We start from the raw sequence: 24,769 nt of genomic DNA on the forward strand, positions 1-24,769 counted from the left end.
CACCAGCTTTGCCTGACCGGGCTCAGTTGGTGGCCGCGTCGGCGGCCCAATCGCGCACCGGGGTAAAGCCCGCGTCTTTCAGCTTGGCCATGTAGGCCTGAAGCATCTCGGTGCCGGGCTGGCCGGAATCGTCCAGCCCCTTGGCCCATTCCGCCGCGATATTCGGCATCGCGTCGGCCCAGGCCGCGCGCTGGTCCTCCCCCAGTTCCGTGATCGTGCCGCCGGCGGCGACATAGGCGTTGCGGCTTTCCTCGGCGCGGTCCATGGCGATGCCCGCGACGTGATCGCGGTAGAGCACGGCGACCTCTTGCAGCGCCTCTTGCACCTCGGCCGGCAGCCCCTCCCAATAGTCCTTGTTCACGGTGATCGTCTTGGAATTCACCGCGCCAAGATCGGCGCGCAGCATATAGGGCGCGACCTCGGAGATCTTGAAGGTCGCCGCGGCTTCCGGCCAGAGCATGGCGTGATCGACAAGGCCGGTCTGCACCATGTTGTAGAAATCGGTCAACCCGCCGCGCACCCCGGCCGCGCCCTGGATGCCTTCGAGATAGCGCAGGTTCATGCCGGCGCCGGCAACCTTGTCACCCTCGATATCGGCCAGGCTCTCGACCGGCTCGCGCGAGAAGATCTGGTAGGTGTCAAGCACCACGCCGGTCGCCAGATAGACCTGGTTCTGCGCGTCGAACTCGGTTTGCATCGCCGGAAATTCCTTGGCGATCTCATCCACCGCCCTGGCCACGGCGCGGGCATCGGCGGCGACAAACGGCGTGGCCGCCGCAATCGCCTGGCTCGGCAGTTTCGAATTGTGAAAGATCGTCGTCACGATGCCGATGTCGCCCAGCCCGAGCTTGATGCCCTCGAGCACGCCCTTGGGCTTGACGATGGTGCCGCCATAGCTTTCCTGCCAGTCCATCTGGTAATTGCCGGTCTCGGCGAGCCGCTTGTCGACCTCGGGAATGAAGAAATTGGTGAACTCCTGCACCCAGAGCGCCCGGGCCGGATAGCCGTCGATCACCACCGCCTTGATCGTCTCGGTCGCGTATGCGGGCAAGGCCCCGGTGCTCAGCGCAAGCCCGAGCACCGCGCGTTTAGCGAATGAATTGAACATGTCAGTCTCCTCCCAAAGTGTGACGCGGGCGTTCAGCCCTTGCGCCAGGTGATGTTCAGGTCCGTTCCGGATCTTTCGAACAGTTTCGAGATCGCGCAAAATTTGGCGGTCTCCGCGGCCACGTTTTGCAGCTCTTCTTCGGTGCATGGCCCATCGGCGGCCACGGCCAGCCGGATGGCGGTAAAGGGCACGTCCACCTCCTCCATCAGAAGCACCCCGCGCCGATCGAAATCGACTTCCATGTCAAAGGCAAGATTGCCGATGTCGATGCCCAGGCTGTGGGCGCATTTGTGGCCGATCACATTGGTGCAACCGATCAGCGCCGCATAGGCGGTGGCAGTGGGTGACGGCCCGTCATTGGTGCCGCCGCGGGCCACCGGCTCGTCGATCACCACGGTGTTGCCGTCAATTTCGGCCTCACTGCGCGAGTGGCTGGTACCCCGGCCCGCCAGCTTGATCGTCATTTTGGTCTTTGGTCTGATCGCCATGGCGCCTCACAGGATTTCGCAGATATCGTCGAACGTAAACCGCGGCAGTTTCTGGAACAGCGCGCTTTCGTCGGCATAACCGAGATTGACCAGGAAATTGGATTTCCAGCCATTTTCGGCAAAGAACTCCTGGTCCACGATCTCGTTGGAAAAACCCGACATCGCCCCCACGTCGAGCCCGAGCGCCCGGGCCGCGATCATCAGATAGGCCCCTTGCAGCGTTGCGTTGCGGAAGGCGGTGATTTCGGCGTAATCCTCCTTGCCGTCGAACAGATGCTTGCGATCCTCGTGCGGGAACAGGAAATCCAGCCGTTGCCAGTAGAGCGGATCCCAAGCGACGATCGCGGTCACCGGCGCGGCGCGCATCTTGTCGATGTTCTTGGCCTTGAGCGATTTCGCCAGCCGGTCCTTGCCCGCCTCCGAGGTCACAAAGACAAAGCGTGCCGGGCAGGTGTTCATGCTGGTCGGCCCGGCGATGGTGATCTCGAACAGGGTACGCAGCAGATCCTCGCCAACCGGCCGGTCGGTCCAGGCGTAATGTGACCGCGCATCGCGCAGGATCAGATCGATGGCATCATCGTCCAGCCGGTCGACCCGCGCCCGCAGTGCCTGCACCGCCCGTTGCGCCTGCTGGCGGCGGATATCCGTGGGTTCACGCATCATTCCGCGGCTTCCCGTCCGATTTCGGCTTCGTCCACCACCGGGCTGGCACAGATGCCGATGCCCTCGATCTCGATCTCGACGGTTTCGCCGGGCTTGAGCCAGCGCGGCCTGGGTTTCTTGGCGTGGCCGACACCCGGCGGCGTTCCCATGGCGATGTGGTCGCCGGGCTGAAGCGTGGTATATTCCGAGATCGTGGCAATCGTCTGGGCCACCGACCAGATCATATTGCCGGTGTTCGAGCTTTGCAGGATCTCGGCGCCCACCCGGCTCTCGATCTTCAGCCCTGAGGCGCCTTCGGGCAGATCCTCCGGCGTCACCACGAACGGCCCGATGGCGCCGGTGGCGTCGAAATTCTTGCCCGGTGTCCATTGGTGTGTCTTGCGCTGGTAATCGCGCACCGAGCCGTCATTGAACACCGTATAGCCGAACACATGCTCCAGCGCCTGGGCTTCGGAAATATGCCGCCCGCCCTTGCCGATGATCACCATCAGCTCGGCCTCGTAATCCAGATGATCGGAACACCCCGGCCGCACCATCGGCTGGCCCGCCGCCATGATCGACTGTTGCCCGCGCATGAAAAGCGCCGGGTAGTCGGGAATCTCGTAACCGCCTTCCTTGATGTGATCGGTGTAGTTGAGACCGAGACAGATGATCGTCGGCGGTGCAGAGACCGGCAGCGCCGGCGTAATGTCGGACACCGCGACGCCCTTGGCGCCCCGCGCCAGCTCCCGGGCCTTTTCCTGGGCCTGTTCCAGCAACGACGGATCGGCGATCAGCGCCGCCAGGTCGTCCCCGATCCCGGTTACAGCCTCGGTCAAATTGACCGCCTTGTCCCCGTCGACCGCAAAGACGGCCCGTTTCCCGGATACACTTCCCACCAGCAGACGCATCGATTCCTCCAGCTTGATTGCAGATATTTTTGCCGATAAAAAATACTCAGGTCAAACAAAATCGATGTTTTTGAGTATGGAGGTCGAAAACATGCCAAAATGGAATGATTACATGTCCGAAGCCCGGTCGCGCGGCGCGCTGGCGCTGGAGCTTTTTGTGGTTCAATCGGTGCCGGCCGGCGATGGTGCCGACGTCAAAGCCGCGCTGCCCGATCATCTGGCCTATCAGGCCCGGCTCGAGGCTGAGGGCGTGCTGGTCTTTGCCGGGCCGATGTCGGACGAGAGCGGCGAGATGATGGAGGGCATGGGGCTGATCATCTATCGCGCGGCCTCGTTCGAGGCGGCGCGCAGTCTGGCCGAGAACGACCCGATGCACCGCGCCGGCGCGCGCAGCTTCACCCTGCGCCGCTGGTTGATCAACGAGGGATCGATCACCCTCTCCGTCGAGCTGTCGGGCCAAAACGTCAGCCTGACCTGAGACCGGCCCCCAGGCAGCCAAAGGGGGGGCCAAACCGCCCCCCCTTCCCTTACTGCTCGCATAGTTTGCCGTGACGGGCCACCGCGCGGCGGCCCGTCGGATCAGCGTTTCGCCGCGTAATAGGCGACGCGCCGTTCGAGGTAGGCCAGAAACTCGGCGATGGTGAACGCCAGCGCGAAGAGCACGATCAGAACGGCCCAGAAATGCGCCATCAGGAAGTTCGACGAATAGAGCTCAAACAGCGCGCCGAAGCCGACGATCGAGATCAGAAGCTGACCGATGATCACCCCCTTGACCGCCCGAATGACGCCGATGCGGACCCCGCCGAGGATCTCGGGCAGTGCGGCCCAGAAGTAGATCTTGAAGAAGGCGTCAGCCGGCGAGGCGCCGAAGGATTTCGCCATTTCGACCAGTGATCGGTTGATCTGTTTCACCCCCGCCCGCGAGTTCAGGATGATGATCCAGATCGCGAACAAGGTCGTGGTGATGATGATCGACTTCATGCCGAAGCCGAACAGCACCATCAGCACCGGGACCAATGCCGTCAGCGGAGCGCTGAGAAACACATTGACCCAAGGCAGCAGCAATTCGTCCAGCAGCCGCGAGCGCCCCATCAGGATGCCGACCGGAATGCCGATGAAGACGGCAAAGAACACCCCCACCACAAAGGCATAGCCGGTTTCGCCAAGCGCCTTGAGAAAGGCGGGCGTGCCGATGATCTCGAACAGCGTGGCCAGAACTTCCGACAGCGGCGGAACAAAGAAGGTCACGTCCAGCTGCCCGATCAGCTCCCAGAGCAGCCCCCAGATGATCAGCGAGGACATGCCGGGCAGGTTGTAGCCGAAGAGCTTCATGTCATCACTCCACGTAGCTGCGCAGCGAGGCCCAGATATCGTCGACGATATCGAGATATTCCGGGTCACGGCGGATCTGGTCGTGATCCTTGTGGCGAAAGCCCGAGGGGCGGATGATCTCGGACACCCGGCTTGGGCGCGGCAGAAGGATGGCGATCTGGTCCGAGACATAGACCGCCTCTTCGATCGAATGGGTAACGAAGATGAAGGTTTTGTTCTCGTTTTGCACCAGGCCCAGAAGGTCCTCCTGGAACTTGCGCCGGGTCTGCTCGTCGACCGCCGAGAAGGGTTCATCCATCAGCAACACCTTGGCATCGACCGACAGAGCGCGGGCCAGACCGACCCGCTGGCGCATGCCGCCGGACAGCTCGTGCGGGTAGCTGTTTTCGAACCCACCAAGCCCGACTTCCTTGATGTATTTCGCGGCGATGTCCTCGCGCTTGGACTTGTTGATGCTGCGCAGTTCCAGCCCGAAGGCGACGTTGCGCATCACCGTGGCCCAGGGCAGCAGCGCGAAATCCTGAAAGACAAAGGCGCGGTTCGGACCCGGGCCGGTCACCGGCTTGCCATTGACCTCGACCTCGCCCGAGGTCGGCTCCAGAAGGCCGGCGATGATCTTCAGCAATGTGGTCTTGCCGCAGCCCGAAGGCCCGAGCAGCGAGGTCAGCTGGCCGCGCGGAAACTCCAGCGTCAGATCCTTCAGCGCCTCGACCGCGCCATAGTTCTTCGAGATGTTTCGGACGGAGACAGCGATTTCGCTCAGAGCGGGTTCTGCCGTCGCAGGGGCTTCCTTAATCAGAGACATATCCACGGTCGTGTCCTTTGAAGAGGGTTTTTTCGGTGCGCTCCAGCAGGTTCAGAAACAGAACCGCAAGCACGATGATGGAAAAGATCGCCGCATACATGCTGGGGTAATCGGCAATCGAGCGGCTGAAGGTGATGATGTCGCCGACACCGGTTGGCGTGATCTTGAGTTCGGCCAGAATGGCGCCGATGAAACCGGCGGACACGCCAAGGCGCAGCCCCGAGAAGATCAGCGGCGAGGCGGCGGGAATGATGATCTTGATCAACATGTCGGTGCGCGTGCCGAGAAAGGATTTGCACATCTCCTTCATCGATTCCGGCGTGTGACGCACCGCGCTGGCAGTGTTCAGGACGATCACCGGCATGGCCATGATGCAGACCACAAAGACCTTGGACGTCAGCCCGATGCCATAGGCCATCACCAGAAGCGGGATCAGCGCGGCCAGTGGCGCCGATTGCATCACGATGAAGATCGGCGAGACCAGCCAGTCGAAGAATTTGCTGAGCCCGATCCAGAGCCCGAGCCCGATGCCCAGGACGGTGGAGATCGCAACGCCGACGACAAGCGGCCGCAGGGTTTCGGCATAGGCCTCCCACAGCCGCCCGTCCAAGGCCATATTGCCCAGCGCGGCCATGGATTCGAGGAAGGTGGGAAAGGCGTAGCTGACAGGTATTCTGCCGGCGATCTCCCACGCGCCGAAGATGATGACGGCAGACAGGATTTTCAGATAGAGCGAACGGTTCGCCATGGGGTGATGTCCCCTATTGTGGGATGAAAGGGTGCAATCCGGGCCGCAGGCGGCTCGGATTGCGCGTCGGAGATCAGTTCATCGCATTGTCGAGCGGCGCGAGATACCAGAAGTCCTCGATATTCAGGTCCGACGGATCGCCTTCGAGCTGACCCGCCGCCGAGTACCATTCGAGATCGGCATTGGCCGCGACCCTGCCGCCGCCATCCTTGGAATACAGCCCGGCGTCGACCGCATCGCCGTAAAAGCCGTCAAGCTCGCCCAGGATCTGTTCGGGCAACTGGCCGATCGGACCGTCGGGATTGGTCTCGCGGCGGATGATCGTCGGATCCTCGTGCATGTCGCGATAGGTGCTGAGCAGGGCATCGACAAAGATCTGCACGTCTTCCTCGTTGTTCTGGATCCAGTCGAGATTGGCGAACAGCGCCTCATCCGACGCCTCAACCTCGAACATCTCGAGCACGTTGAACCGGTCGGCCTCGGGGCTGCGCATCAGCTTGTTGGTGTTCGACAGGTCGATGATCGTGGCGTCCGCCTGGCCGCCAAGCAGCGCCGCCACCCGGTTCGACGATCCCGGCACGTAGGACCGTTCGCCGAATTCGATGCCCAGCCGCTCCTCGATCACATTGGCGATGGAATCGGTGCCGCCGCCCCGCGAATGCAGCAGGATCGGCTCTCCATCGAGATCCTCGAGCTCTTCGTATTTGGTGGTCGTGACCGGGAAGAACTTCAGCTTGGACAGCTGGAAGATAATCCGGATCGGCGCCCGGGACCGTTGCATCGCCGCATAGGGCGTGCCGAAGCCGATATCCATCTGGCCACTCAGCACCGCCTGGATGGCAAGCTCTTCATCCGAGAAAGCGGTCCATTCATAGTCCAGCCCGTTGGCCTTGGCACGTTCCAGCGCGACGAAGAAAGCTGCCAGCTCATCGGATGGCGTCTCGGCCAGGGCAATCTTGATCGTGTCCGCCTCGGCGAGTGCCGGCAGCATCAGGCCGCCGGCCATCACCGCCCCGGCGATCCACGCCGTGGTCTTGCGCAGTAGATGTTTCATCGTGTTCCTCCCTTGGATTTTGCTTTGGTCCCTACCGAGGGCGGGTGCGGATTTTCCGTCTTCCCCCCTGTCGGCCTGCTCTCAGATCTCCCCGAACAGGCGCGCCGACACCGATCCGATATGCCGGCGCATGGCATCATGCGCCCCCATCGGATCGCGCGCCTCGACGGCGGCGGCGATTTTCCTGTGCTCCTCGAAACTGGTGTGGCTGCGCGGCGGGCGGATGCTTTCGCGCACCACCCTGCGCCAGGCCACGTTGCGCTGAACCTTGTTCATCTGGTCATAGAGCGTGACCAGCAAAAGATTGTCCGAGGCCACCGCCACCGCATGGTGAAAGGCGTCGTCATGCGCCTCGTACTCGGCCCAGGTCTCTGCCTGTTCGCAGCTTTCGACCGCCTGCATGATCTGAGCCACCGCGCGGCCCGAGGCATTGACCGCCGCCTCGCGGGCGATGGCCGGCTCGATGCTCAACCGGGCGCGCATCACCTTGACCGGGGTCAGATGGTGGCCGATGTCGGGCAATTCCAGCACGTCCCTGGCAGATTTGGGCTCGGCCAGAAAGGTGCCCTTGCCCACGTGCCGCCAGATCAGCCCCTCATGTTCAAGCGCTTCCAGCGCCCGGCGCAGCGTGGTGCGCGTCATTCCCAATGCGCCGATCAGATCCCGCTCTGCCGGAAGCCGGTCACCGGGCGCATAACCGCCCGCGTCGATAAAGGCTTTCAGACTGTCCACGCTGGCCTCGCGGCTAATGTGCATTGGTTTGTCCATTTCGCTGTCTAACCTCAGATTGATCAACCAATTCTGAGATATTGGATCGATTATGGCCGATCAATCCTATATTGCAAGAAATAAAATCGATATTATCGCAGTCTCTTCGGATTGATCCAAAATTGATCTGAGCTTATGACTTTAGCAACGAATCAAAAAACCTGGAGGAACCATGCCCGATTACATCATCGAACCGCCGCAGCCCGTGGGGCTGCCGATTGCCGGCAACGATGCCCTGTTCCCGGTGCGCAGGGTCTATTGCATCGGGCGCAATTACGCCGCGCACGCCATCGAGATGGGCGACGACCCCGACCGCGACCCGCCGTTCTTCTTCCAGAAGAATCCCGACAATCTCGATCCTTCGGGAAAATTCCCCTACCCCACAAAGTCCGACGACGTGCATTACGAGGCCGAGATGGCCGTTGCGCTCAAGACCGGCGGCGTCAACATTCCGGTCGATTCGGCGCTCGACCATGTCTTCGGCTACGCGCTGTCGCTCGACATGACGCGGCGCGACCTCCAGGGCGCGGCCAAGAAGAAGGGCCGCCCCTGGGAAGTGGGCAAGGCCTTCGAGCGATCGGCCCCGATCGGGCCGATCCTGCCGGCCTCGGACATCGGCCACCCCTCCGAGGGGCGGCTCGAACTGACGGTGAATGGCGAGACCAAGCAGGAAGGCGACCTGAACCAGATGATCTGGAAGGTGCCGGAGATGATTTCCTATCTGTCGGACCATTTCGAACTGGCGCCAGGCGACGTGATTCTCTCGGGCACGCCCGCCGGCGTCGGCCCGATCACCAGAGGCGATGTCATGGAACTGAGCATCGAGGGCCTCGGCAGCCTGAAAATCCCGGTCGTCTGATCCCAGCCACCTGACAGGGGCCGCCCCCGCCGGGCGGCCCGCATCCAAGCGGAGCCCGCCATGAGCCAGACCCTCGCCACCCTGATCGCGGCGCATGCCGCCACCGCCCCGGCCATCGGCGCACCCGGGCGCGACTGGCTGACCTACGGCGCCCTGCGCGACCTGACCGGCGAGGTCGGCGCGGCCCTGCACGGCCAGGGCATCGGTCGGGGCGACCGGGTCGCCATCGTGCTGCCCAACGGGCCCGAGATGGCCACCGCCTTTGTCACCATCGCCCAGACCGCCACCGCGGCACCGCTGAACCCGGCCTACCGGCAGGAGGAATACGAGTTCTACCTCGAAGACCTCAAGGCCAAGGCGCTGGTGGTGGCCGCGGAATACGACGGCCCGGCCCTACCCGCCGCCGCCCGGTTCGGCATCCGGGTGCTGCGGCTGACCGCCTCGGCGCGCGATCCCGCCGGCACCTTCACGCTGTCGACCGAGACCGCCGGCGACAGGTGCGACACCACCGCGCCCGAGGCCGACGACACCGCCCTGATCCTGCACACCTCCGGCACGACCTCGCGGCCCAAGATCGTGCCCCTGCTGCACGCCAACGTCGCCGCCTCGGCGCGAAACGTCAGCGCCTCGCTGGACCTGACGCCGGAGGATTGCTGCCTGAACGTCATGCCGCTGTTTCACATTCACGGGCTGATTGCCGCGGTCTCGGCCTCGCTTGCCGCCGGCGCGCGGATCAGCTGCGCTTCGGGCTTCAATGCGCTGAAGTTCTTTGCCCAGCTCGACGAGGTTCGGCCCAGCTGGTTCACAGCGGTGCCGACCATGCACCAAGCGATCCTGTCCCGCGCCGCCCGCAACAGCGAGATCATCGCGCGGGCGCCGGTGCGGTTCCTGCGGTCGTCCTCCGCCTCGCTGCCGGCGCCGGTGATGCAAGAGCTGACGGCCACTTTCGGCGCGCCGGTGATCGAGGCCTATGGCATGACCGAAGCCGCGCATCAGATGTGCTGCAACCCGCTGCCGCCCCGCGCCCAGAAGCCCGGATCGGTCGGCATTGCCGCCGGGCCGGAAGTGGCGATTGCCGACGAGACGGAAAACCGCCTGCTCGACCGCGCCGCCACCGGCGAGATCGTCATCAGCGGCCCGAATGTCACCCCGGGCTATGAGGGCAACCCCAAGGCCAATGCCGAAAATTTTTTCGAGGCCGGGGGCAAGCGCTGGTTCCGCACCGGCGATCAGGGGGCCTTCGACGCCGAAGGCTATCTCCGGTTGACCGGCCGGCTGAAGGAGATCATCAATCGCGGCGGCGAAAAAATAAGCCCGCTCGAGGTCGACGCCGCGCTGTTGAGCCACCCCGAGATTGCCCAGGTCGTCTGTTTTGCCGTGCCGCATCCGAAACTCGGCGAAGAGATCGCCGCGGCGGCGGTTCTCGCGGAAGGGTCGTCGCTCGACGAGCAGGGCATCCGCGCCTTCGCCGCCGAACGCTTGGCCGATTTCAAGGTGCCCCGCCGCGTCCTCCTGCTCGACGAGATCCCCAAGGGCGCGACCGGCAAGATCCAGCGCATCGGCATGGCCGAAACGCTGGGCCTGATGGAGGCCGACGCATGAAGATCTGCATCTTTGGCGCCGGGGCCATCGGCGGCTACATGGGCGTCAAGCTCGCGCAGGCCGGAGCCGATGTCAGCCTGGTCGCGCGCGGGCCGCATCTGGCCGCGATGCAGGCAAACGGGCTGACCCTGCACGAAAACGACAAAGCCCCGGTCACCGTGCCGGTCACCGCGTCCGACGACCCGGCGGCGCTGGGGGTACAGGATTACGTGATCGTCACCCTCAAGGCGCATTCCGTGCCGCCGGTGGTGACCCGGATGACCCCTCTGATCGGCGCCGACACCACCATCGTCAGCGGCGTGAACGGTGTACCGTGGTGGTATTTTCACAAACATGGCGGCGCATTCGAAGGCACGAGGCTTGCCTCGGTCGACCCCGGCGACGCGCAATGGAACGGCTTTGGCCCCGACCGGGTACTGGGCTGCGTCGTCTATCCGGCGGCCGAGGTCACCCGGCCCGGCGTCATCACGCATATCGAAGGCAATCGCTTTTCGCTTGGCGAGCCGGACGGCACGAAATCCGACCGCGCGCTGGCGCTGTCCAGGGCCCTTGCGGCGGCCGGTCTGAAAGCGCCGGTGCGCCCCCGCATCCGCGATGAAATCTGGGTCAAGCTTTGGGGCAACCTGTCTTTCAATCCGATCTCGGCGCTGACCCATGCCACGCTTGAGGTGCTCTGCACCGATCCCGGTACGCGGGCGGTCGCGCGCGGCATGATGCGCGAAGCGCAGGAGATCGCCGAGAAGCTGGGGGTGAAATTCCCCATCGATGTCGAACGCCGGATCGATGGCGGCGCGGCAGTGGGGGCGCATCGCACCTCGATGTGGCAGGATCTCGACGCCGGCCGGCCGATGGAAATCGATGCCTTGGTTGGGGCGGTCCAGGAACTCGGGCGGTTGACGGACACTCCCACGCCGACGCTCGACACCGTGCTCGCGCTGGTCGCCCTGCGCGGCCGCGTGGCCGGCCTGTATCACTAGCCCCCGTCACATTCACTCCGCTGGAGCGGCGCCTGAAGAGCGCCGGAAAATCCCAGACCGCGCCCCGGGCCAAGGCGGTCGCAGCGCACTCTGGGATATTGAATGCCTCCGAAATATCGATAATATTGCTCAAGGAGGCGGAAATGAACACACATGAACCAGATATCGGCGCTCCTTCGGGCTCGGCGACGAACCGGGCCTACGAGAGATTGCGAAGCATGATCGTCATCGGCGAGCTGAAGCCCGGCGAAAAGCTCAAGATCGACGGGCTGCGCAAGCGGCTCGACACCGGCGCCTCGCCCATTCGCGAAGCGCTCAGCCTTCTGACCTCCGACAACCTGGTTGAACGCATCGACCAGCGAGGCTTTCGCACGGCAGAGATCAGCGCCGAGAATTTCCGCGAGATTCTGCGTCTCCGCTGCGTTCTGGAAGACATGGCACTGCGCGAAAGCATCGCGCATTTCACCCAGGACTGGGAAGAGACGGTCGTGCTCGCGCATCATCGGATGCAACGATCCCAGGCAGCCGGCAGCGCCGATTTCGAGGATCTGCACAAGGCCTTTCACATGACGCTGCTGGCCAATGCCCCCTCGCCCATCCTGCTCAAGTTCTGCTCGCAATTGTACGATCTGAACATCCGTTACCGTTTCCTCGCCGGAAAGGCGCTGGAATATCAGCAGCGGGACGTGGCCGAGGAACACGCCGGCATCCTGGCCGCCGCCATCGCCCGCGACGCCGATACCGCAAGCACGCGGCTGCTCGATCACTACAAGCTGACCGGCGAATTCCTGGCCGGATTGCTGGGCGACGGGACCTTCGGCTGACGGTCGTCGCATCCCGCCGGCTGACCGGTCACCGCCGGCGCATGGCACCCCGGGGCGAACGCCCGCGCCTTTCCAAGCCGGCGGCCGGGGTCAGTGGGTCAGCACCTGATCGAGAAAGCTTCGCGTGCGCGGGTTTTTCGGCGCGGTAAAGAAGCTCTCGGGATCGTTTTCCTCGATGATCTCGCCGGCATCCATGAACAGCACCCGATCGGCCACCTTGCGGGCAAAGCCCATCTCGTGGGTGACGCAGATCATCGTCATGCCCTCTTGCGCCAGGGTCACCATGACGTCGAGTACCTCGCCGATCATCTCGGGATCGAGCGCCGAGGTCGGCTCGTCGAAGAGCAGAATCTCGGGTTTCATGCAGAGCGCCCGGGCGATGGCCACCCGCTGCTGCTGCCCGCCCGAAAGCTGGCCGGGGTATTTGCGCGCCTGATTGCCGATCTGGACCTTGTCGAGAAAGCGCATGGCGGTCTCTTCCGCCTCGGCCTGCGGCAGCTTGCGCGCCAGCATCGGTGCCAGGGTGCAGTTCTCGAGGATGCTGAGATGCGGGAACAGGTTGAAATGCTGAAAGCACATCCCCACCTCGCGGCGCATTTCCTCGATATTGGGTGCGTCGGCGAGGATCGGCTCGCCGTTCACCAGGATCTCGCCGGACTGGTGCTCCTCGAGCTGGTTGATGGTGCGGATCATGGTCGACTTGCCCGAGCCCGACGGCCCGCAGACAACGATCTTCTCGCCCTTGGCCACCGAGAGGGTGACATCGCGCAGCGCGTGATAGGAGCCGTACCACTTGTTGACATTTCGCATTTCGACGGCGGGGGTCATCGGCATTCTCCTCAGGCTGCGGGCGCTTCGGCCGCGGTGATGATGATCTCGACCTTCAGCGCATCGCGGGCCAGACGCGCCTCGCCACAGGCCCGCGCCGGGGCCCGGCCCTCGGGCACCCAGGCATCCCAGACCGCGTTCATCTCGGCGAAATCCGCCATGTCGGCGAGCCAGACGATGGCTTGCAGGATGTGGCCGCGGTCCGATCCGGCCTCGGCCAGAAGAGCATCGATGCGCGCCAGGCAGTCGCGGGTCTGCGCGCTCACGCCGTCGCCGGCGCCGACCTGACCGCAGAGGTAGATGGTGCCGTTGTGCTTGACGATCTTGCTCATCCGGGGACCGGTGTGAAGACGCTCTATCATGCGGAATGTCCTATCAGGTTGCGGGCTTTCAGCGCCGCGGTGATTTCATCGAGAATGGCCGGGTCGTCGATTGCCGCCGGCATCTTGAAGCTGGCGCCGTCGGCGATCTTCTGTACCGTGCCGCGCAGCACCTTGCCCGAGCGGGTCTTGGGCAGGCGCTTGACCTCGAGCGCGCATTTGAAGGCCGCCACCGCGCCGATTTTTGCGCGCACCAGCTGCACCAGCTCGCGTTCCAACTCTGCCGGATCGCGGTCGGCGCCGTCGTTGGTGACGAAAAAGCCCAGCGGCATCTGCCCCTTGAGCGCATCCGCCTTGCCGACCACCGCGCATTCGGCAATGTCGGCATGGCTGGCAATCACCTCCTCCATCGCCCCGGTCGACAGCCGGTGGCCGGCGACATTGATGATGTCATCGGTGCGCGCCATGATGAAGACATAGCCATCCTCGTCGATCACGCCGGCATCCGAGGTGGCGTAATAGCCGGGAAACTCCTGCATGTAGGAACTGAGGAAGCGCTCCGGCGCGTTCCACAGCGTCGGAAAGCCCGAAGGCGGCAGCGGCAGCTTGCAGGCGATATTTCCCAGCGTGCCGGGCGCCACCTCCTGGCCGTCGTCGTCGAGCACCCGGATGTCATAGCCCGGCATCGGTTTGCCCGGAGAGCCGAGCTTGACCGGAAAGGCCCCCAGCCCGACCGGATTGCCCGACATCGGCCAGCCGGTCTCGGTTTGCCACCAGTGATCGATCACCGGGCGATCGAGTTTCTCCTGCGCCCATTCGATCGTCGCCGGATCCGAGCGTTCCCCGGCCAGAAAGAGGGTGCGGAACCGGCTCAGGTCATAATCGCCGATCCGCGCGCCTGCCGGGTCTTCCTTGCGGACCGCGCGCAGCGCCGTCGGCGCGGTAAAGAGCGCGACAACCCCGTGATCGCGGATCACCCGCCAGAAGGCGCCGGCATCGGGTGTGCCGACCGGTTTGCCCTCATAGACCACGGTCGTCGCACCATGCAGCAGGGGCCCGTAGCAGATGTAGGAATGGCCGACGACCCAGCCGACGTCGGAGGCCGCCCAGAACACCTCGCCCGGCTGCACGCCGTAGTGGTGCTGCATCGTCCATTTCAGCGCCACCATATGGCCGCCATTATCGCGTACCACGCCCTTGGGCTGGCCGGTGGTGCCCGAAGTGTAGAGGATATAAAGCGGATCGGTCGCCGCGACCTCGACGCATTCCGTGCCTTCGCCGGCGGCGACGGCGGCCCTCACCGCCGCGGCATAATCGACGTCGCGGCCCGGGGTCAGATCGCAGCGCAGGGTCTCCCTTTGCAGGATCACGCAATGCGCGGGCTTGTGCTCCGAGAGCGAGATCGCCTCGTCGAGCAAGGGCTTGTAGGCGATCACCCGCCCCGGCTCGATCCCGCAGGAGGCCGAGATCACCGCGCGGGGCGTCGCATCCTCGATCCGCGTGGCCAGCTCGGCCGCCGCGAAGCCGCCGAAAACCACCGAATGCACCGCGCCCAGACGGGCGCAGGCCAGCATGGCAAAGACCGCCTCGGCCACCATCGGCATGTAGATCACCACGCGGTCACCCTTGGCCACGCCCATGCCCCGCAACACCGAGGCCAGCGCGCTGACCTGCGCCTGCACCTCGGCGTAGGTATGCCGCGTCACCTGCCCGGTCACCGGGCTGTCGTGGATCACCGCCAGCCGGTCGCCGTGGCCGTCCGCGACATGGCGGTCGACGCAATTGTAGCAGGTGTTGCAGGTTGCGCCGTCGAACCAGCGGCCGTAAACCCCGCTGTCGGGATTGAAGACGGAGGTCGCCGGAGTGAACCAGTCGATCTCCTTTGCCGCCTCCTGCCAGAAGCCCTGGGGATCGGCCTGCCACGCGGCATAGGTTTCAGCGTATCGGGACATGGAATGACGCCTCTAGCAGGTGTAGTTCAGGCCGAGGCGACCGCCATCGACGTAGATCGTCTCGCCGGTGATGTAGCTGGCCTTTTTCGAGCAGAGGAAGGCCACCACGTCGCCGATCTCGCGGGCCGAGCCGGCGCGGCCCAGCGGGGTACGCGACATGGCCACCTTGAAGGCCTCGGGGTTGGCGTTGACGCGGATGTTGTGCTTGGCCAGCGCCAGCGAGGCCGCCTTGGTCAGCTGCATGACGCCGCCCTTGGAGGCGCAATAGGCCGGGATCGCCGGGATCGCCACCTGGGCATTGATCGACGACATGTTGACGATGGCGCCTTCAATGCCGTTTTCCACCATGCTCCGCGCCGCCGTCTGGGTCGCCAGGAAAACGCCGCGCAGGTTGATGTCGATCACCCGCTCCCAGCTGTCCAGATCGTAGCTCAGGAAATCGCCCGGCATGGCGACACCGGCGTTGTTGACCAGCGCCGAGAGCGGCCCGTGGTCCTCGGCGATGCGGGCGAACATTGCCTCGATCTGGCTGACATCGCCCATGTCGCAGGTGATGGCGGCCACGGCGCCCAGCTTGTCGCCGGCCTCGGCCACGCCTTCGGCGTTGATATCAGCGAGGATCACGTCAAAGCCGTCTTCCTTGAGGGCCTCGGCGCAGGCATAGCCGATGCCCTGGGCGCCGCCGGTGATCAGTGCGAGAGGTGTCTGCGTCATCATCTTATCCTTTGTATCCATAGTCCTGTTCGGCCTGCTCCGGCGCGATCAGCCCGGCGCGCAGGTCGTCTGCCACCCGGCTCGGGTCGCGATCCTCGGGCGCGCCATAGCCGCCGCCGCCCGGCAGGCTGAGCCGCAGGCGCTGGCCGTTCCTGACCAGCTGCCGGCCCTTGCTGCGCAGCTGCGTGCCATCGGCCAGTTCCACCCGGCCCGGCGCACCCGCGCCGCCACCGTCGCGCCCCTGCGCCGGATTGTCGACCCGGTCGAACATGGCGTTGAAATAGAAATCATAGCCCGCGCGCGCCTCGATCTCGATGATCTGGCCCAGCCCGCCGCGCTGCGCCCCGGCGCCGCCGGAGCCTTCGCGCAGATCCTTGCGCCAGACGGTGATCGGGCCGACATGTTCCGTCGCCTCGACGCTCATCGTCGAGACGCCGGACGGGAAGGCCGTGGCCGACAGCCCGTCGAGCGCGGGGCGCGCGCCGGTGCCGCCCGAGTTGAACATCAGCACCTCGCGCCCCGGCAGCCCGCTGTCGGGATCGCTGGGCCGGGCGGAAATCTGGATGTTCCAGAGCGCGCTGGCCCCCTCGGCCGGCACGGTGTTCGGCAGCGCCTGATGCAACGCGCCCAGCACCACATCGGGCACCAGATGGCCCAGAACGTGGCGCACCGAGACCGGCGCCGGCCGTTTGGCGGCGAGGATGCAACCTTCCGGCGCGGTGATCTCGAAGGGCTCCAGCGAACCGGTGTTGTTGGGCACCTGCGGAGCGATGGCGCATTTCAGACCATAACAGGCATAGGCGCGGGTATAGACCTCGGGACAGTTCACCCCGAAGCGGCTCATTCCCGAAGTGCCGGCGAAATCGGCCTTCAGGCTGTCGCCGTCGATGTCGAGCTGCACCTGCATCCGCACCGGCGCGTCATAGCCGTCAACCTGCATCTGGTGGCTGAATTGCCCGTCAGGCACCTGGGCGATGGCCTCGCGGGTGGCCTTGCGGCTGGCGTCGATGATGAAGTCGGACAGGCCGTCGAGATCGGCAATGCCGAACTCGCCCATCATCGCCTGCAACCGCCGATCGCCGGCCTCGTTGCAGGCCGCCAGCGAATACATGTCGCCCACCACCTGATCGGGCTCGCGCACATTGGCGCGCACCAGGCGGATCAGCTCGCGCGCCACTGTGCCGCGTTCGGCGAATTTCATGATCGGGATCAGCAGGCCCTCTTCATAGACCTCGTTGCCGTCCGGGCCAAAGCCGCGCCCGCCGATGTCGACCACATGCGCGGTGCAGGCGAAAAAGCCGATGTGTCGACCGTCGCGGAACGAGGGCGAGACGACGGTGATATCATGCAGGTGGCCGGTGCCCATCCAGGGATCATTGGTGATGAAGACATCGCCTTCGAAGATGTTCTGCGGCCCGATCTCGCGCACGAAATGGGTGACGCTTTCGGCCATGGCATTCACATGCCCCGGCGTGCCGGTCACCGCCTGCGCCATCATCCGGCCCTGCCGGTCGAACAGCCCGGCCGAAAGATCGCCGGCTTCTCGCACCGAGGTCGAGAACGCGGTGCGGATCAGCGTTGTCGCCTGTTCCTCCACCACCGCGATCAGGCGGTTCCACATGATCTGATAGTCAATGGCTGTCGGGGTCATGCGATATCTCCCTTGCGGATCAGGCGCAGGCTGCCGTCGCCCTGGCCGACGCAGCGATAGCCCGAGGTGACGATGGTTGTGGTTTCGTTCTCGACGATGATCGCCGGGCCGTCGACGGCGCAGCCGGCAGCCATCTCGGCGCGGTCGACCTCGCGCGCCTCGACAGTCTGGCGCAGGGCGGCATCGTAGAACTGGCGCTTGCGCCGGGCGGTGACCCCGGCGCCGCACGCATGGCGCGCCACCGGCGGGGTTTCCGGCAACACCGAGGCCACCACCAGCGACCAATTGGTGATCTCGATGCCCAGACCCTCGATCACCCGGCCGAAGAGCGTGCGATAGGCAGTCTCGAAGGCGGTGAGGATCTCGTCCTTGTCACCGTCGGCAAATGTTTTGTAGGGCAGCACCACGGGGATCTCCCAGCCCTGCCCCGCATAGCGCATGAAGGCGGTGAGCCGGGTCGTGGTTTCCGCCGCCTCGGCCCCGGCGGCGACAAAGGCCGTCGCCTCCTCTTCCAGCTCGGCCAGCGCGGCATTGACGCCGGCGGCGTCGAAAGCATCGAGCCGCTGGAACAGCCCCCGCGTCGCCTCGTAGCTGAACGGTGCCTTGAGGAACCCGATGGCCGAGCCGACCCCGGCCCCCGGCGGGATGATCAGTTCGGCAATCCCCAGCTTCTCGGCCAGCCGGCAGGCATGCAGCGGCGCGCCGCCGCCAAAGCCGATCATGGTGAAATGCTCGATGTCGCGGCCGTTTTCCACGGTGTGGACGCGGGCGGCATTGGCCATGTTCTCGTCGACCATCTCGGTCACGCCGAAGGCCGCGTCAGAGGCGCTCATCCCGAGGTTTTCGGCCAGCCGGGTGGCCACGGAGGTCTCCGAGGCCGCCACCGACAGCGGGATCGCGCCGCCGGCGAAATTCTCGGGGTCGAGCCGGCCGAGCAGCAGATTGGCATCGGTCACTGTCGGCTCCTGGCCACCTTTGCCGTAACAGGCCGGTCCCGGCTCGGAGCCAGCCGAGCGCGGCCCCACCTGGATGCGGCCGAGCGCGTCGATCGAGGCGATCGAGCCGCCCCCCGCCCCGATCTCGACCATCTCGACGACCGGGGTCGAAACCGTCATGCCGGAGCCTTTCTTGAACCGATAGGTGCGCGCCACCTCGAAGGTATTGGCGGTCTTCGGCGCGCCGTCCTCGATCAGGCAGATCTTGGCGGTGGTGCCGCCCATGTCGAAGGAGAGTACCGAGTCGAGCTTATGGCCGCGGGCGAAATCGGCGGCAAAGATCGCGCCGCCCGCCGGGCCGGATTCGAGCAGCCGGACCGGCTGTTCCGCCGCCACCTCGACCGAGATCAGCCCGCCGCCGGAATGCAGCATGAAGACCGGCGCCGTGACCCCGGCCTCGCCCAGCCGGTGCACCAGCCGGCCGAGGTAATCGGCGACCTGCGGCTGTACATAGGCATTGGCGATCACCGTGTTGAACCGCGGCAGCTCGCGCATCTGCGGCGAGATCACCGAGGAGAGCGAGATCGACAGCTCCGGCGCGGCGGCGCGCAGCGCCTCGGCGATCTGGCGTTCGTGGGCGTCATTGGCATAGGCGTGCATCAGCCCGATGGCCACCGCCTCGTAGCCGCCCTCCAGCACCCGCTGCACCATCGCATCGACCTCGGCGGCGGCCAGCGGCAGCAGCACCTCGCCTTCGGGGCCCATGCGTTCGCTCAGGGTAAAGCGATCCTCGCGCGGCACCAGCGGCTTGGGCAGCGAGAGGTTCAGGTCGTATTGCTCGAAGCGGTTTTCCGAGCGCATCTCGATGACGTCGCGAAAGCCCTCGGTGGTGATGAAGGCCAGCCGCGCACCGCGCCGTTCGATCAGCGCATTGGTGACCAGCGTGGTGCCGTGAATCACCTGGCCGATCCGGCCGAGGGCGATGCCGGCCTTGTCGGCGGCAATCGAGATGCCGTCGAGGATGGCCTGTTCCGGCTGGGAGTAATTGGTCAGCACCTTGCAGGTCGACAGACCTTCGGGATGGGCGAGCGCGACGTCGGTGAAGGTGCCGCCGATGTCGACGCCGACGCGGATCATGGGATTGGTCATGGGTCAGATGGCCTTGAGTAGCTGGTTGGCGGTAAAGGCGGATTGATAGAGCCGCGACATCAGGGGCGCCGCCGGCACCGTGGACATCTCGGTCATCGGCAGCGGCAGATCGGCACGGTCCATGCCGGTCAGCAGCCCGGCCATGGTTTCGCCGAACATGGTGCCGGTGGTGATGCCGCGCCCGTTGTAGCCTATCGGGGTAAAGAGGTTGGGTGCAAGCTCGTGAATCCGTGGCAAATGGTCGGGGGTCATGGCGATCTGGCCGTGCCAGGCCTCCTCGAATTCGACCGGGCCGAGCTTGGGGAAGAGCCGGGCAATCTGCTTTCTGGCCCAGCGATGCGACAGCCCACGATCCTTGTGCCCCATGACCTTGCCCATGGAGCCGATCAACAGCCGGTCATAGGCGTCGCGGCGCACGTTGAACATGATCTGCCCGGTGTCCCAGACGCCCTGCCGGCCGGGCAGGATGTAGCTGGCCTCCGGCCCCAGCGGCCGGGTCGCCAGCTGGAAATAGTTGATGATCGTGTAGATGCGTTTGAGCCCGGGCCAGAGATCGTCGGAATAGGCATTGGTGCCCAGCACCACCGCCTTGGCGGTGATCACGCCCTTCGTGGTCTCGACCTTCCACAGGTCGCCGTCGCGGTGCAGCCGGGTGGCGCGCAGGCCGGTGCTGATCTTGGCCCCGGCGCCCAGCGCGGCGCGCGCCAGCCCCCGGCAATAACCCATCGGGTTGATGGTGCCGCAGCGGTGATCGACCAGACCGCCGTGGAAATGATCGGTGCCGATCAACCGGGATACCTCGTCACGGCCCAGAAGATCGACCGGTTCGCCCAGCCGCTGCCATTCCTTGTGCCGGTCCTGAAGATCGGCAAAACCGCTGGGGCCATGGGCGGCGTGAATGGTGCCGGTGCGGGTCACCTCGCAGCGAATCTGGTGTTTCTCGATCAGCGAAAAGACATATTCCGGCCCCTTGCCGAAGCGCTTGATGAAGCGCGGGCCATAGGTGTCGCCCAGCTGCTCACGCACCTTGCGGGGCGGCAGCCAGAGCGCGGCATTGACCAGCCCGACATTGCGGCCCGAGCCGCCATAGCCGATCTGCTCGGCCTCGATCACATGCGCCGAAAGTCCCTTTTCGGCGCAGTGCAGCGCGGTCGACAGACCGGTAAAGCCGCCGCCGACGATGGCCACATCCACCGAGACGTCGCCATCCAGCGGCGCACGATAGTCGGGCTCCTGCGCAGAGGCGTCCCAGAGCGATATTGCGTCCTGTGCGGTCATGTATCGAATCTCCTTCTGCGAGGGGCTGTCCTCTCTGCGCAAAGGCTTGCATGGGTGCCGCCAGTGTGTCAATATACGAAATATCAGTTCTATATATCAGCACAATTCAGAACGAAGGAAAGACCATGGCACAGCTCAAGACCTCTTCGGCCCAGATGGTGGCCGATGCCCGCGCCCGTATCGAAGAGATTGAAACCGGCGACCTGATCGCCATGCTGGACGATCCGAATGTCGTGGTGGTTGATATCCGCGACGTGCGCGAGCGCCAGCGCAGCGGCTATATCCCGGGCAGCTTTCACGCGCCGCGCGGGATGATCGAATTCTGGGTCGACCCGGACAGCCCCTATTTCAAGGACATCTTTGCGCAGGAGGACAAGAAATTCGTCTTCCACTGCGCCTCGGGCTGGCGTTCGGCGCTGACCACGGCCACGCTTCAGGACATGGGGTTCGAGGCCGCGCACCTGAAAGACGGCTTCTCGACCTGGGAGAAACAGGGCGGCCCGGTGGAATTCCCCGAACCGAAATCCTGAGACGGACGCGCACAGTCCGGACGCACGCGCATCTCAACACCCGTCCCGGACCTGCTCCGGGACCTCGCCCTTAACCGGCCAGAGGCCCCGGATCCCGTCCGGGGCGCGTCTCCTCCGCGCGCAAGCCCGCGTCGTGACGCCCGGGCGCCGCCCGCTGCTAACGGCTGCCCAGCTTGGCCGAGACCGAGCGGGCCGCATGCGCCACCAGCGCGCCGAAACGTTCTTCGCCGCCCTCCGGCATGTTGATGTCGGGCAGCGAGATGCCCAGCGCGCCGACCGGCTCGCCGCCCGGCAGGGTGATGGCGGCGCCAAAGCTCAGGATGCGGTCGCGAAACTCGCCGGTGTCATAGGCAAAGCCGCGCTTGAGCGTGCGCCCGAGATCGGCCTCGAGCGCGCCCGGATCGGTCAGCGTCCGGTCGGTGTGCCGCGTCAGCGCGGGGCCGATCTGATCGCGCAGCTTGTCGTAATCGGCCGCCAGAATGGCCTTGCCGGTGCCGACGCAATGCAGCGGCGCGGTGCCGCCGATGGCGTTCCACGAGCGGATCGGTTTCTGACTGTCGACCTTGTCGATATAGACCACCGAGAGCCCCTCGCGCACCGCCAGATAGACCGTCTCGCCGGTTTCCTGCGACAGGAAGGACAGTTCGGGCGCCGCCAGCTCCCGCAGGTTCAGATTCTCGACCGAGGCCCGCCCGACCCGCCAGGTCTTGAGCGTGGCGGAATAGGTCTTGTCGGGCAGGTGCTGCACATAGCCCAGCGTCACCAGCGTTTGCAGCAGGCGAAAGGTGTTGGACTTGGTCAGCCCCAGCTCCTTGGACAGATCGGTGACACCCTTGCCCTCTTGCGAGGCGACGAGGTTTTCGAGGATCGACAGGCCCTTTGACAGCGTCGAATCCACCTTGGGCTCTTTCGGGGCGTCCATGTTCATGTCTGTCGGATCCTGTTTTTGTCTTGTTATCAGTTATGGTGCCGCGTCGAAAGCCGGCGGATCATGCGCCTCGACCGGCGGCGGCGTGCCCTCGAACCGGCGAACCTCGACCCGCGCGGAATGCGCCGCCGGGCTCTGGGTCAGCGACGAGGTGCGCAGGTCATGGGTCAGCACGTTGGGGTTGCCGTGGCGGTCGCGGGCCTGGGGGGCGGCAAAATCCGGATCCCACCAGGCACCGGTCCAGAGAAAGACGCAGCCGGGGTGCACCTCGTCGGTGACCCGTGCCCCCGCCAGACAGCGCCCGCGCGCATTGTAGAGTTCGACCACCGCCCCCTCGGCGATGCCGCGCGCCTGCGCATCCTCGGGATGGATCAGCACCGGCTCGCGCCCCGCCACCTTGTGGCTGAGGCTGTAGGCGCCATTGTCGAGCTGGCTGTGCAGCCGGGTCTTGGGCTGGCCCGAGAGCAACGCCAGCGGGTACGCCGCGCCCTGCCCCGCGGCCAGATCGCGCGGCGGGAACCACGCGGGATGGCCCTTGCAGTCGGGCAGGTCAAAGCCGGCGATGGTCTCGGAAAATATCTCGATGCGGCCGCTGGGCGTCGGCAACGGATGCGCCTCGAGGTCGGCGCGATACCCGGCGAGAAAGACCTGATCGGGGCTCGGGTCGTCCAGCGCGATCACGTCACCGGCGAGAAAGCTCTCCCAGTCCGGCAGGTCAAAGCCCTTCTCCCGCCCCCGGCTGCGGGTCAGTTCCCAGATCTCGTGCAGCCAGCCGTCGGCGGTCTTGCCTTCGGTGAAATCCTCGGCCACGCCCAGCCGCGCGGCGAGATCGGCGTAGATGTCATATTCCACCCGCGCCTCGCCCACGGGCGCCACCAGCCGCGGCATCGGCACCAGCGCATTGTCGGATTTGCCGGCGCCGAAATCGGTCCGCTCCTGCGCGGCGGCCACCGGCAGCACGATATCGGCATGGCGCGCCGTGGCGGTCCAGTTGACCTCGTTGACGATCACCGTATCGGGCGTCTGGAAGGCGCGATGCAGCCGGTTCAGATCCTGATGGTGGTGGAACGGATTTCCCCCGGCCCACCAGACCAGCCGCGCCTCGGGAAAGGTGCGCGTTTCGCCCTGATAACGATAGCTGCCGCCGGGGTTGAGCAGCATCTCGCTGATCATTGCGACCGGAATGAAATCGGTGACCGGGTTCACCCCCTGAGAGATCGTGCCCCAGCGGAACGGGCGCTCGATATTGCCGATATTGGCGTTGACCCCGTAACCCACGGTATAGCCGCCGCCGGGCAGGCCGATCTGCCCCAGCATCGCCGCCAGCGTCACCGCCATCCACATCGGCTGTTCGCCGTAATCCGTGCGCTGCACACCGGCCGCGACCGAGATCATGGTGCGCCCCGCCGCCATCCGCCGGGCCAGCGCGCGGATGCGCTCGGCCGCGACGCCGGTCTGCGCCTCGGCCCAGTCCGCATCCTTGGCCACGCCATCCGCGGCGCCGGTCAGATAGGCCTCGATCCGGTCGAAGCCGACGGTGTAACGCGCCAGAAAAGCCGGGTCGTGCAGCCCCTCGCGCAGCAAGGTATGCGCCAGCCCCAGCATCAGAGCGGTGTCGGAGCCGGGCCGCGCCGGCATCCATTCGGCCCGCAGCACTTCGGCGGCATCGCTTCGCAGCGGGCTGATGTTGACGAAGGAGACACCGTTTTCGACGCAGGCCGCGAGGTTGCCCGCCATTCGGTGACGCGAGACCCCGCCATCGCTGACCTGGGTGTTGCGCAGCGCCATGCCGCCGAACATCACCACCAGATCGGCGTGTTTCGCGATCACCGGCCAGCGCGTCGCCTGGGCCACATGGCTGCGATAGGGGCCGACGATATGCGGCATCAGACCAAGCGCGGCATTGTAGCTGTAATTGCCCTCGGAGCGGACAAAGCCGCCGATGGTGTTGAGGAACCGCTTGAGCTGGCTCTGCGCGTGATGGAACCGCCCGGCGCTCGACCAGCCGTAAGAGCCGGCAAAGATACCGCGGTTGCCATGGGCCGCGCGCACGCGGGTGAGCTCGGCGGCGATCAGGTCGAGCGCCCGTTCCCAGCTGACCTCGACAAAGCTGTCCTGGCCACGCGGCACCGCGCCGGGCCTGCCCGCCAGCCAGCTCTTGCGCACCGCCGGGCGGCGCACCCGCGCCCTGCCATGCAGGCTGCCGGGGATATTGGCGTTGATCTCCGAGGCTGCGGGATCCGCCGGGTGGCCCGCCACCGATACAACGCGTCCGCCCTCGATCGTCGCCAGCCCGACACCCCAATGGCTTGCCGTCAGCTTTGTCTGTCGTTCGCTCATGACCTTCACCTGTGTGCCGATATACA

24 protein-coding genes are annotated in these 24,769 nt (G+C 65.4%); 6 read left to right on the forward strand and 18 right to left on the reverse strand.

Translation table 11 applies throughout. The annotated features are described in order from the left end of the window. Window positions 1-22: 22 nt before the first annotated feature. From BMW90_RS04445 to BMW90_RS04460, 4 genes are read right to left on the reverse strand one after another with little or no spacing between them, the layout of a single operon-like run. Entirely contained in the window at window positions 23-1,108 is a 1,086-nt protein-coding gene (locus BMW90_RS04445; protein WP_074835206.1) for a C4-dicarboxylate TRAP transporter substrate-binding protein, read from the reverse strand. A gap of 32 nt (window positions 1,109-1,140) precedes the next feature. Then, window positions 1,141-1,596: an OsmC family protein gene (locus tag BMW90_RS04450; RefSeq protein WP_074835207.1), complete on the reverse strand. Its 456-nt coding sequence runs from the start codon at window positions 1,594-1,596 to the stop codon at window positions 1,141-1,143. A 6-nt stretch (window positions 1,597-1,602) separates the two neighbouring features. After that, window positions 1,603-2,259, reverse strand: coding sequence for a malonic semialdehyde reductase (locus BMW90_RS04455; protein ID WP_244526425.1), 657 nt, complete (start codon window positions 2,257-2,259; stop codon window positions 1,603-1,605). Continuing rightward, on the reverse strand, window positions 2,256-3,149 hold the full coding sequence (locus BMW90_RS04460; protein WP_074835209.1) for a fumarylacetoacetate hydrolase family protein: 894 nt from the start codon (window positions 3,147-3,149) through the stop codon (window positions 2,256-2,258). Before BMW90_RS04460 ends, BMW90_RS04455 begins: the two co-directional genes overlap by 4 nt. Before the next feature lie 91 nt (window positions 3,150-3,240). Here BMW90_RS04460 and BMW90_RS04465 point away from each other — a divergent pair, with 91 nt between their 5' ends. After that, window positions 3,241-3,627: a YciI family protein gene (locus tag BMW90_RS04465; protein ID WP_074835441.1), complete on the forward strand. Its 387-nt coding sequence runs from the start codon at window positions 3,241-3,243 to the stop codon at window positions 3,625-3,627. Between the two features lie 101 nt (window positions 3,628-3,728). Here the strand turns inward: BMW90_RS04465 and BMW90_RS04470 are convergent, their stop codons facing one another. The 5 genes from BMW90_RS04470 to BMW90_RS04490 form a co-directional block, all read right to left on the reverse strand. Then, on the reverse strand, window positions 3,729-4,481 hold the full coding sequence (locus BMW90_RS04470) for an ABC transporter permease (RefSeq protein WP_048530808.1): 753 nt from the start codon (window positions 4,479-4,481) through the stop codon (window positions 3,729-3,731). Between the two features lie 4 nt (window positions 4,482-4,485). Further along, window positions 4,486-5,286 (reverse strand): ABC transporter ATP-binding protein, encoded by an 801-nt coding sequence (locus tag BMW90_RS04475; RefSeq protein WP_048533719.1) that lies wholly within the window; start codon window positions 5,284-5,286, stop codon window positions 4,486-4,488. Further along, window positions 5,273-6,034 carry an ABC transporter permease gene (locus BMW90_RS04480; RefSeq protein ID WP_048530806.1) on the reverse strand — a complete coding sequence of 254 codons (762 nt, stop codon included), beginning with the start codon at window positions 6,032-6,034 and terminating at the stop codon, window positions 5,273-5,275. The genes BMW90_RS04475 and BMW90_RS04480 overlap by 14 nt, the downstream gene beginning before the upstream one ends. A 73-nt stretch (window positions 6,035-6,107) precedes the next feature. After that, the gene (locus BMW90_RS04485) at window positions 6,108-7,088 is read right to left on the reverse strand and encodes an ABC transporter substrate-binding protein (protein WP_211568852.1); all 981 of its coding nucleotides are present in this window, start codon (window positions 7,086-7,088) and stop codon (window positions 6,108-6,110) included. 81 nt (window positions 7,089-7,169) lie between these two features. Next, window positions 7,170-7,844: a FadR/GntR family transcriptional regulator gene (locus BMW90_RS04490; RefSeq protein ID WP_244526426.1), complete on the reverse strand. Its 675-nt coding sequence runs from the start codon at window positions 7,842-7,844 to the stop codon at window positions 7,170-7,172. Window positions 7,845-8,028: 184 nt separating this feature from the next. Between BMW90_RS04490 and BMW90_RS04495 the strand changes: the two genes are divergently transcribed. The 4 genes from BMW90_RS04495 to BMW90_RS04510 all read left to right on the forward strand — a co-directional run bounded on the left by BMW90_RS04495 (window position 8,029) and on the right by BMW90_RS04510 (window position 12,118). Beyond that, window positions 8,029-8,715 carry a fumarylacetoacetate hydrolase family protein gene (locus tag BMW90_RS04495; protein ID WP_074835210.1) on the forward strand — a complete coding sequence of 229 codons (687 nt, stop codon included), beginning with the start codon at window positions 8,029-8,031 and terminating at the stop codon, window positions 8,713-8,715. A 60-nt stretch (window positions 8,716-8,775) separates the two neighbouring features. Then, window positions 8,776-10,317, forward strand: a complete 1,542-nt coding sequence (locus BMW90_RS04500) for an acyl--CoA ligase (protein ID WP_074835212.1) — start codon at window positions 8,776-8,778, stop codon at window positions 10,315-10,317. Next, the gene (locus tag BMW90_RS04505) at window positions 10,314-11,294 is read left to right on the forward strand and encodes a 2-dehydropantoate 2-reductase (protein ID WP_074835213.1); all 981 of its coding nucleotides are present in this window, start codon (window positions 10,314-10,316) and stop codon (window positions 11,292-11,294) included. The genes BMW90_RS04500 and BMW90_RS04505 overlap by 4 nt, the downstream gene beginning before the upstream one ends. A gap of 143 nt (window positions 11,295-11,437) precedes the next feature. Then, window positions 11,438-12,118, forward strand: a complete 681-nt coding sequence (locus BMW90_RS04510) for a GntR family transcriptional regulator (RefSeq protein WP_048530798.1) — start codon at window positions 11,438-11,440, stop codon at window positions 12,116-12,118. A 90-nt stretch (window positions 12,119-12,208) separates the two neighbouring features. Here BMW90_RS04510 and BMW90_RS04515 read toward each other — a convergent pair whose 3' ends face one another. From BMW90_RS04515 to BMW90_RS04545, 7 genes are read right to left on the reverse strand one after another with little or no spacing between them, the layout of a single operon-like run. Next, complete coding sequence (locus BMW90_RS04515; RefSeq protein WP_083415949.1) at window positions 12,209-12,946, reverse strand: amino acid ABC transporter ATP-binding protein; 738 nt, start codon at window positions 12,944-12,946, stop codon at window positions 12,209-12,211. A gap of 11 nt (window positions 12,947-12,957) precedes the next feature. After that, complete coding sequence (locus BMW90_RS04520; protein WP_074835216.1) at window positions 12,958-13,308, reverse strand: RidA family protein; 351 nt, start codon at window positions 13,306-13,308, stop codon at window positions 12,958-12,960. Then, window positions 13,305-15,218, reverse strand: coding sequence for a propionyl-CoA synthetase (locus BMW90_RS04525; protein ID WP_074835218.1), 1,914 nt, complete (start codon window positions 15,216-15,218; stop codon window positions 13,305-13,307). The genes BMW90_RS04520 and BMW90_RS04525 overlap by 4 nt, the downstream gene beginning before the upstream one ends. A gap of 12 nt (window positions 15,219-15,230) precedes the next feature. After that, window positions 15,231-15,932 carry an SDR family NAD(P)-dependent oxidoreductase gene (locus tag BMW90_RS04530; protein WP_083415965.1) on the reverse strand — a complete coding sequence of 234 codons (702 nt, stop codon included), beginning with the start codon at window positions 15,930-15,932 and terminating at the stop codon, window positions 15,231-15,233. Window positions 15,933-15,936: 4 nt separating this feature from the next. Then, on the reverse strand, window positions 15,937-17,583 hold the full coding sequence (locus BMW90_RS04535) for a hydantoinase B/oxoprolinase family protein (protein WP_074835221.1): 1,647 nt from the start codon (window positions 17,581-17,583) through the stop codon (window positions 15,937-15,939). Further along, on the reverse strand, window positions 17,580-19,667 hold the full coding sequence (locus BMW90_RS04540) for a hydantoinase/oxoprolinase family protein (protein WP_074835223.1): 2,088 nt from the start codon (window positions 19,665-19,667) through the stop codon (window positions 17,580-17,582). Before BMW90_RS04540 ends, BMW90_RS04535 begins: the two co-directional genes overlap by 4 nt. A gap of 3 nt (window positions 19,668-19,670) precedes the next feature. Then, a complete protein-coding gene (locus BMW90_RS04545; protein ID WP_048530785.1) occupies window positions 19,671-20,945 on the reverse strand; it encodes an NAD(P)/FAD-dependent oxidoreductase in 1,275 nt (424 codons plus the stop codon). Between the two features lie 125 nt (window positions 20,946-21,070). On the opposite strand from BMW90_RS04545, the gene BMW90_RS04550 reads away from it, so the two are divergent. After that, the gene (locus BMW90_RS04550; protein ID WP_048530783.1) at window positions 21,071-21,475 is read left to right on the forward strand and encodes a rhodanese-like domain-containing protein; all 405 of its coding nucleotides are present in this window, start codon (window positions 21,071-21,073) and stop codon (window positions 21,473-21,475) included. Window positions 21,476-21,632: 157 nt separating this feature from the next. Here the strand turns inward: BMW90_RS04550 and BMW90_RS04555 are convergent, their stop codons facing one another. Further along, complete coding sequence (locus BMW90_RS04555) at window positions 21,633-22,403, reverse strand: IclR family transcriptional regulator (protein ID WP_048530781.1); 771 nt, start codon at window positions 22,401-22,403, stop codon at window positions 21,633-21,635. Between the two features lie 33 nt (window positions 22,404-22,436). Beyond that, on the reverse strand, window positions 22,437-24,743 hold the full coding sequence (locus tag BMW90_RS04560; protein WP_074835444.1) for a molybdopterin-dependent oxidoreductase: 2,307 nt from the start codon (window positions 24,741-24,743) through the stop codon (window positions 22,437-22,439). Window positions 24,744-24,769 lie beyond the last annotated feature (26 nt).

It is taken from the genome of Marinovum algicola (assembly GCF_900109145.1).
GTDB lineage: Bacteria > Pseudomonadota > Alphaproteobacteria > Rhodobacterales > Rhodobacteraceae > Marinovum > Marinovum algicola.

What these genes read in the sequence shown, in the direction of transcription:
- BMW90_RS04445 (WP_074835206.1), bottom strand. Translation starts at nt 1,108, where the DNA reads ATGTTCAATTCATTCGCTAAACGCGCGGTGCTCGGGCTTGCGCTGAGC.
- BMW90_RS04450 (WP_074835207.1), bottom strand. Translation starts at nt 1,596, where the DNA reads ATGGCGATCAGACCAAAGACCAAAATGACGATCAAGCTGGCGGGCCGG.
- BMW90_RS04455 (WP_244526425.1), bottom strand. Translation starts at nt 2,259, where the DNA reads ATGATGCGTGAACCCACGGATATCCGCCGCCAGCAGGCGCAACGGGCG.
- BMW90_RS04460 (WP_074835209.1), bottom strand. Translation starts at nt 3,149, where the DNA reads ATGCGTCTGCTGGTGGGAAGTGTATCCGGGAAACGGGCCGTCTTTGCG.
- BMW90_RS04465 (WP_074835441.1), top strand. Translation starts at nt 3,241, where the DNA reads ATGCCAAAATGGAATGATTACATGTCCGAAGCCCGGTCGCGCGGCGCG.
- BMW90_RS04470 (WP_048530808.1), bottom strand. Translation starts at nt 4,481, where the DNA reads ATGAAGCTCTTCGGCTACAACCTGCCCGGCATGTCCTCGCTGATCATC.
- BMW90_RS04475 (WP_048533719.1), bottom strand. Translation starts at nt 5,286, where the DNA reads ATGTCTCTGATTAAGGAAGCCCCTGCGACGGCAGAACCCGCTCTGAGC.
- BMW90_RS04480 (WP_048530806.1), bottom strand. Translation starts at nt 6,034, where the DNA reads ATGGCGAACCGTTCGCTCTATCTGAAAATCCTGTCTGCCGTCATCATC.
- BMW90_RS04485 (WP_211568852.1), bottom strand. Translation starts at nt 7,088, where the DNA reads ATGAAACATCTACTGCGCAAGACCACGGCGTGGATCGCCGGGGCGGTG.
- BMW90_RS04490 (WP_244526426.1), bottom strand. Translation starts at nt 7,844, where the DNA reads ATGCACATTAGCCGCGAGGCCAGCGTGGACAGTCTGAAAGCCTTTATC.
- BMW90_RS04495 (WP_074835210.1), top strand. Translation starts at nt 8,029, where the DNA reads ATGCCCGATTACATCATCGAACCGCCGCAGCCCGTGGGGCTGCCGATT.
- BMW90_RS04500 (WP_074835212.1), top strand. Translation starts at nt 8,776, where the DNA reads ATGAGCCAGACCCTCGCCACCCTGATCGCGGCGCATGCCGCCACCGCC.
- BMW90_RS04505 (WP_074835213.1), top strand. Translation starts at nt 10,314, where the DNA reads ATGAAGATCTGCATCTTTGGCGCCGGGGCCATCGGCGGCTACATGGGC.
- BMW90_RS04510 (WP_048530798.1), top strand. Translation starts at nt 11,438, where the DNA reads ATGAACACACATGAACCAGATATCGGCGCTCCTTCGGGCTCGGCGACG.
- BMW90_RS04515 (WP_083415949.1), bottom strand. Translation starts at nt 12,946, where the DNA reads ATGACCCCCGCCGTCGAAATGCGAAATGTCAACAAGTGGTACGGCTCC.
- BMW90_RS04520 (WP_074835216.1), bottom strand. Translation starts at nt 13,308, where the DNA reads ATGATAGAGCGTCTTCACACCGGTCCCCGGATGAGCAAGATCGTCAAG.
- BMW90_RS04525 (WP_074835218.1), bottom strand. Translation starts at nt 15,218, where the DNA reads ATGTCCCGATACGCTGAAACCTATGCCGCGTGGCAGGCCGATCCCCAG.
- BMW90_RS04530 (WP_083415965.1), bottom strand. Translation starts at nt 15,932, where the DNA reads ATGACGCAGACACCTCTCGCACTGATCACCGGCGGCGCCCAGGGCATC.
- BMW90_RS04535 (WP_074835221.1), bottom strand. Translation starts at nt 17,583, where the DNA reads ATGACCCCGACAGCCATTGACTATCAGATCATGTGGAACCGCCTGATC.
- BMW90_RS04540 (WP_074835223.1), bottom strand. Translation starts at nt 19,667, where the DNA reads ATGACCAATCCCATGATCCGCGTCGGCGTCGACATCGGCGGCACCTTC.
- BMW90_RS04545 (WP_048530785.1), bottom strand. Translation starts at nt 20,945, where the DNA reads ATGACCGCACAGGACGCAATATCGCTCTGGGACGCCTCTGCGCAGGAG.
- BMW90_RS04550 (WP_048530783.1), top strand. Translation starts at nt 21,071, where the DNA reads ATGGCACAGCTCAAGACCTCTTCGGCCCAGATGGTGGCCGATGCCCGC.
- BMW90_RS04555 (WP_048530781.1), bottom strand. Translation starts at nt 22,403, where the DNA reads ATGAACATGGACGCCCCGAAAGAGCCCAAGGTGGATTCGACGCTGTCA.
- BMW90_RS04560 (WP_074835444.1), bottom strand. Translation starts at nt 24,743, where the DNA reads ATGAGCGAACGACAGACAAAGCTGACGGCAAGCCATTGGGGTGTCGGG.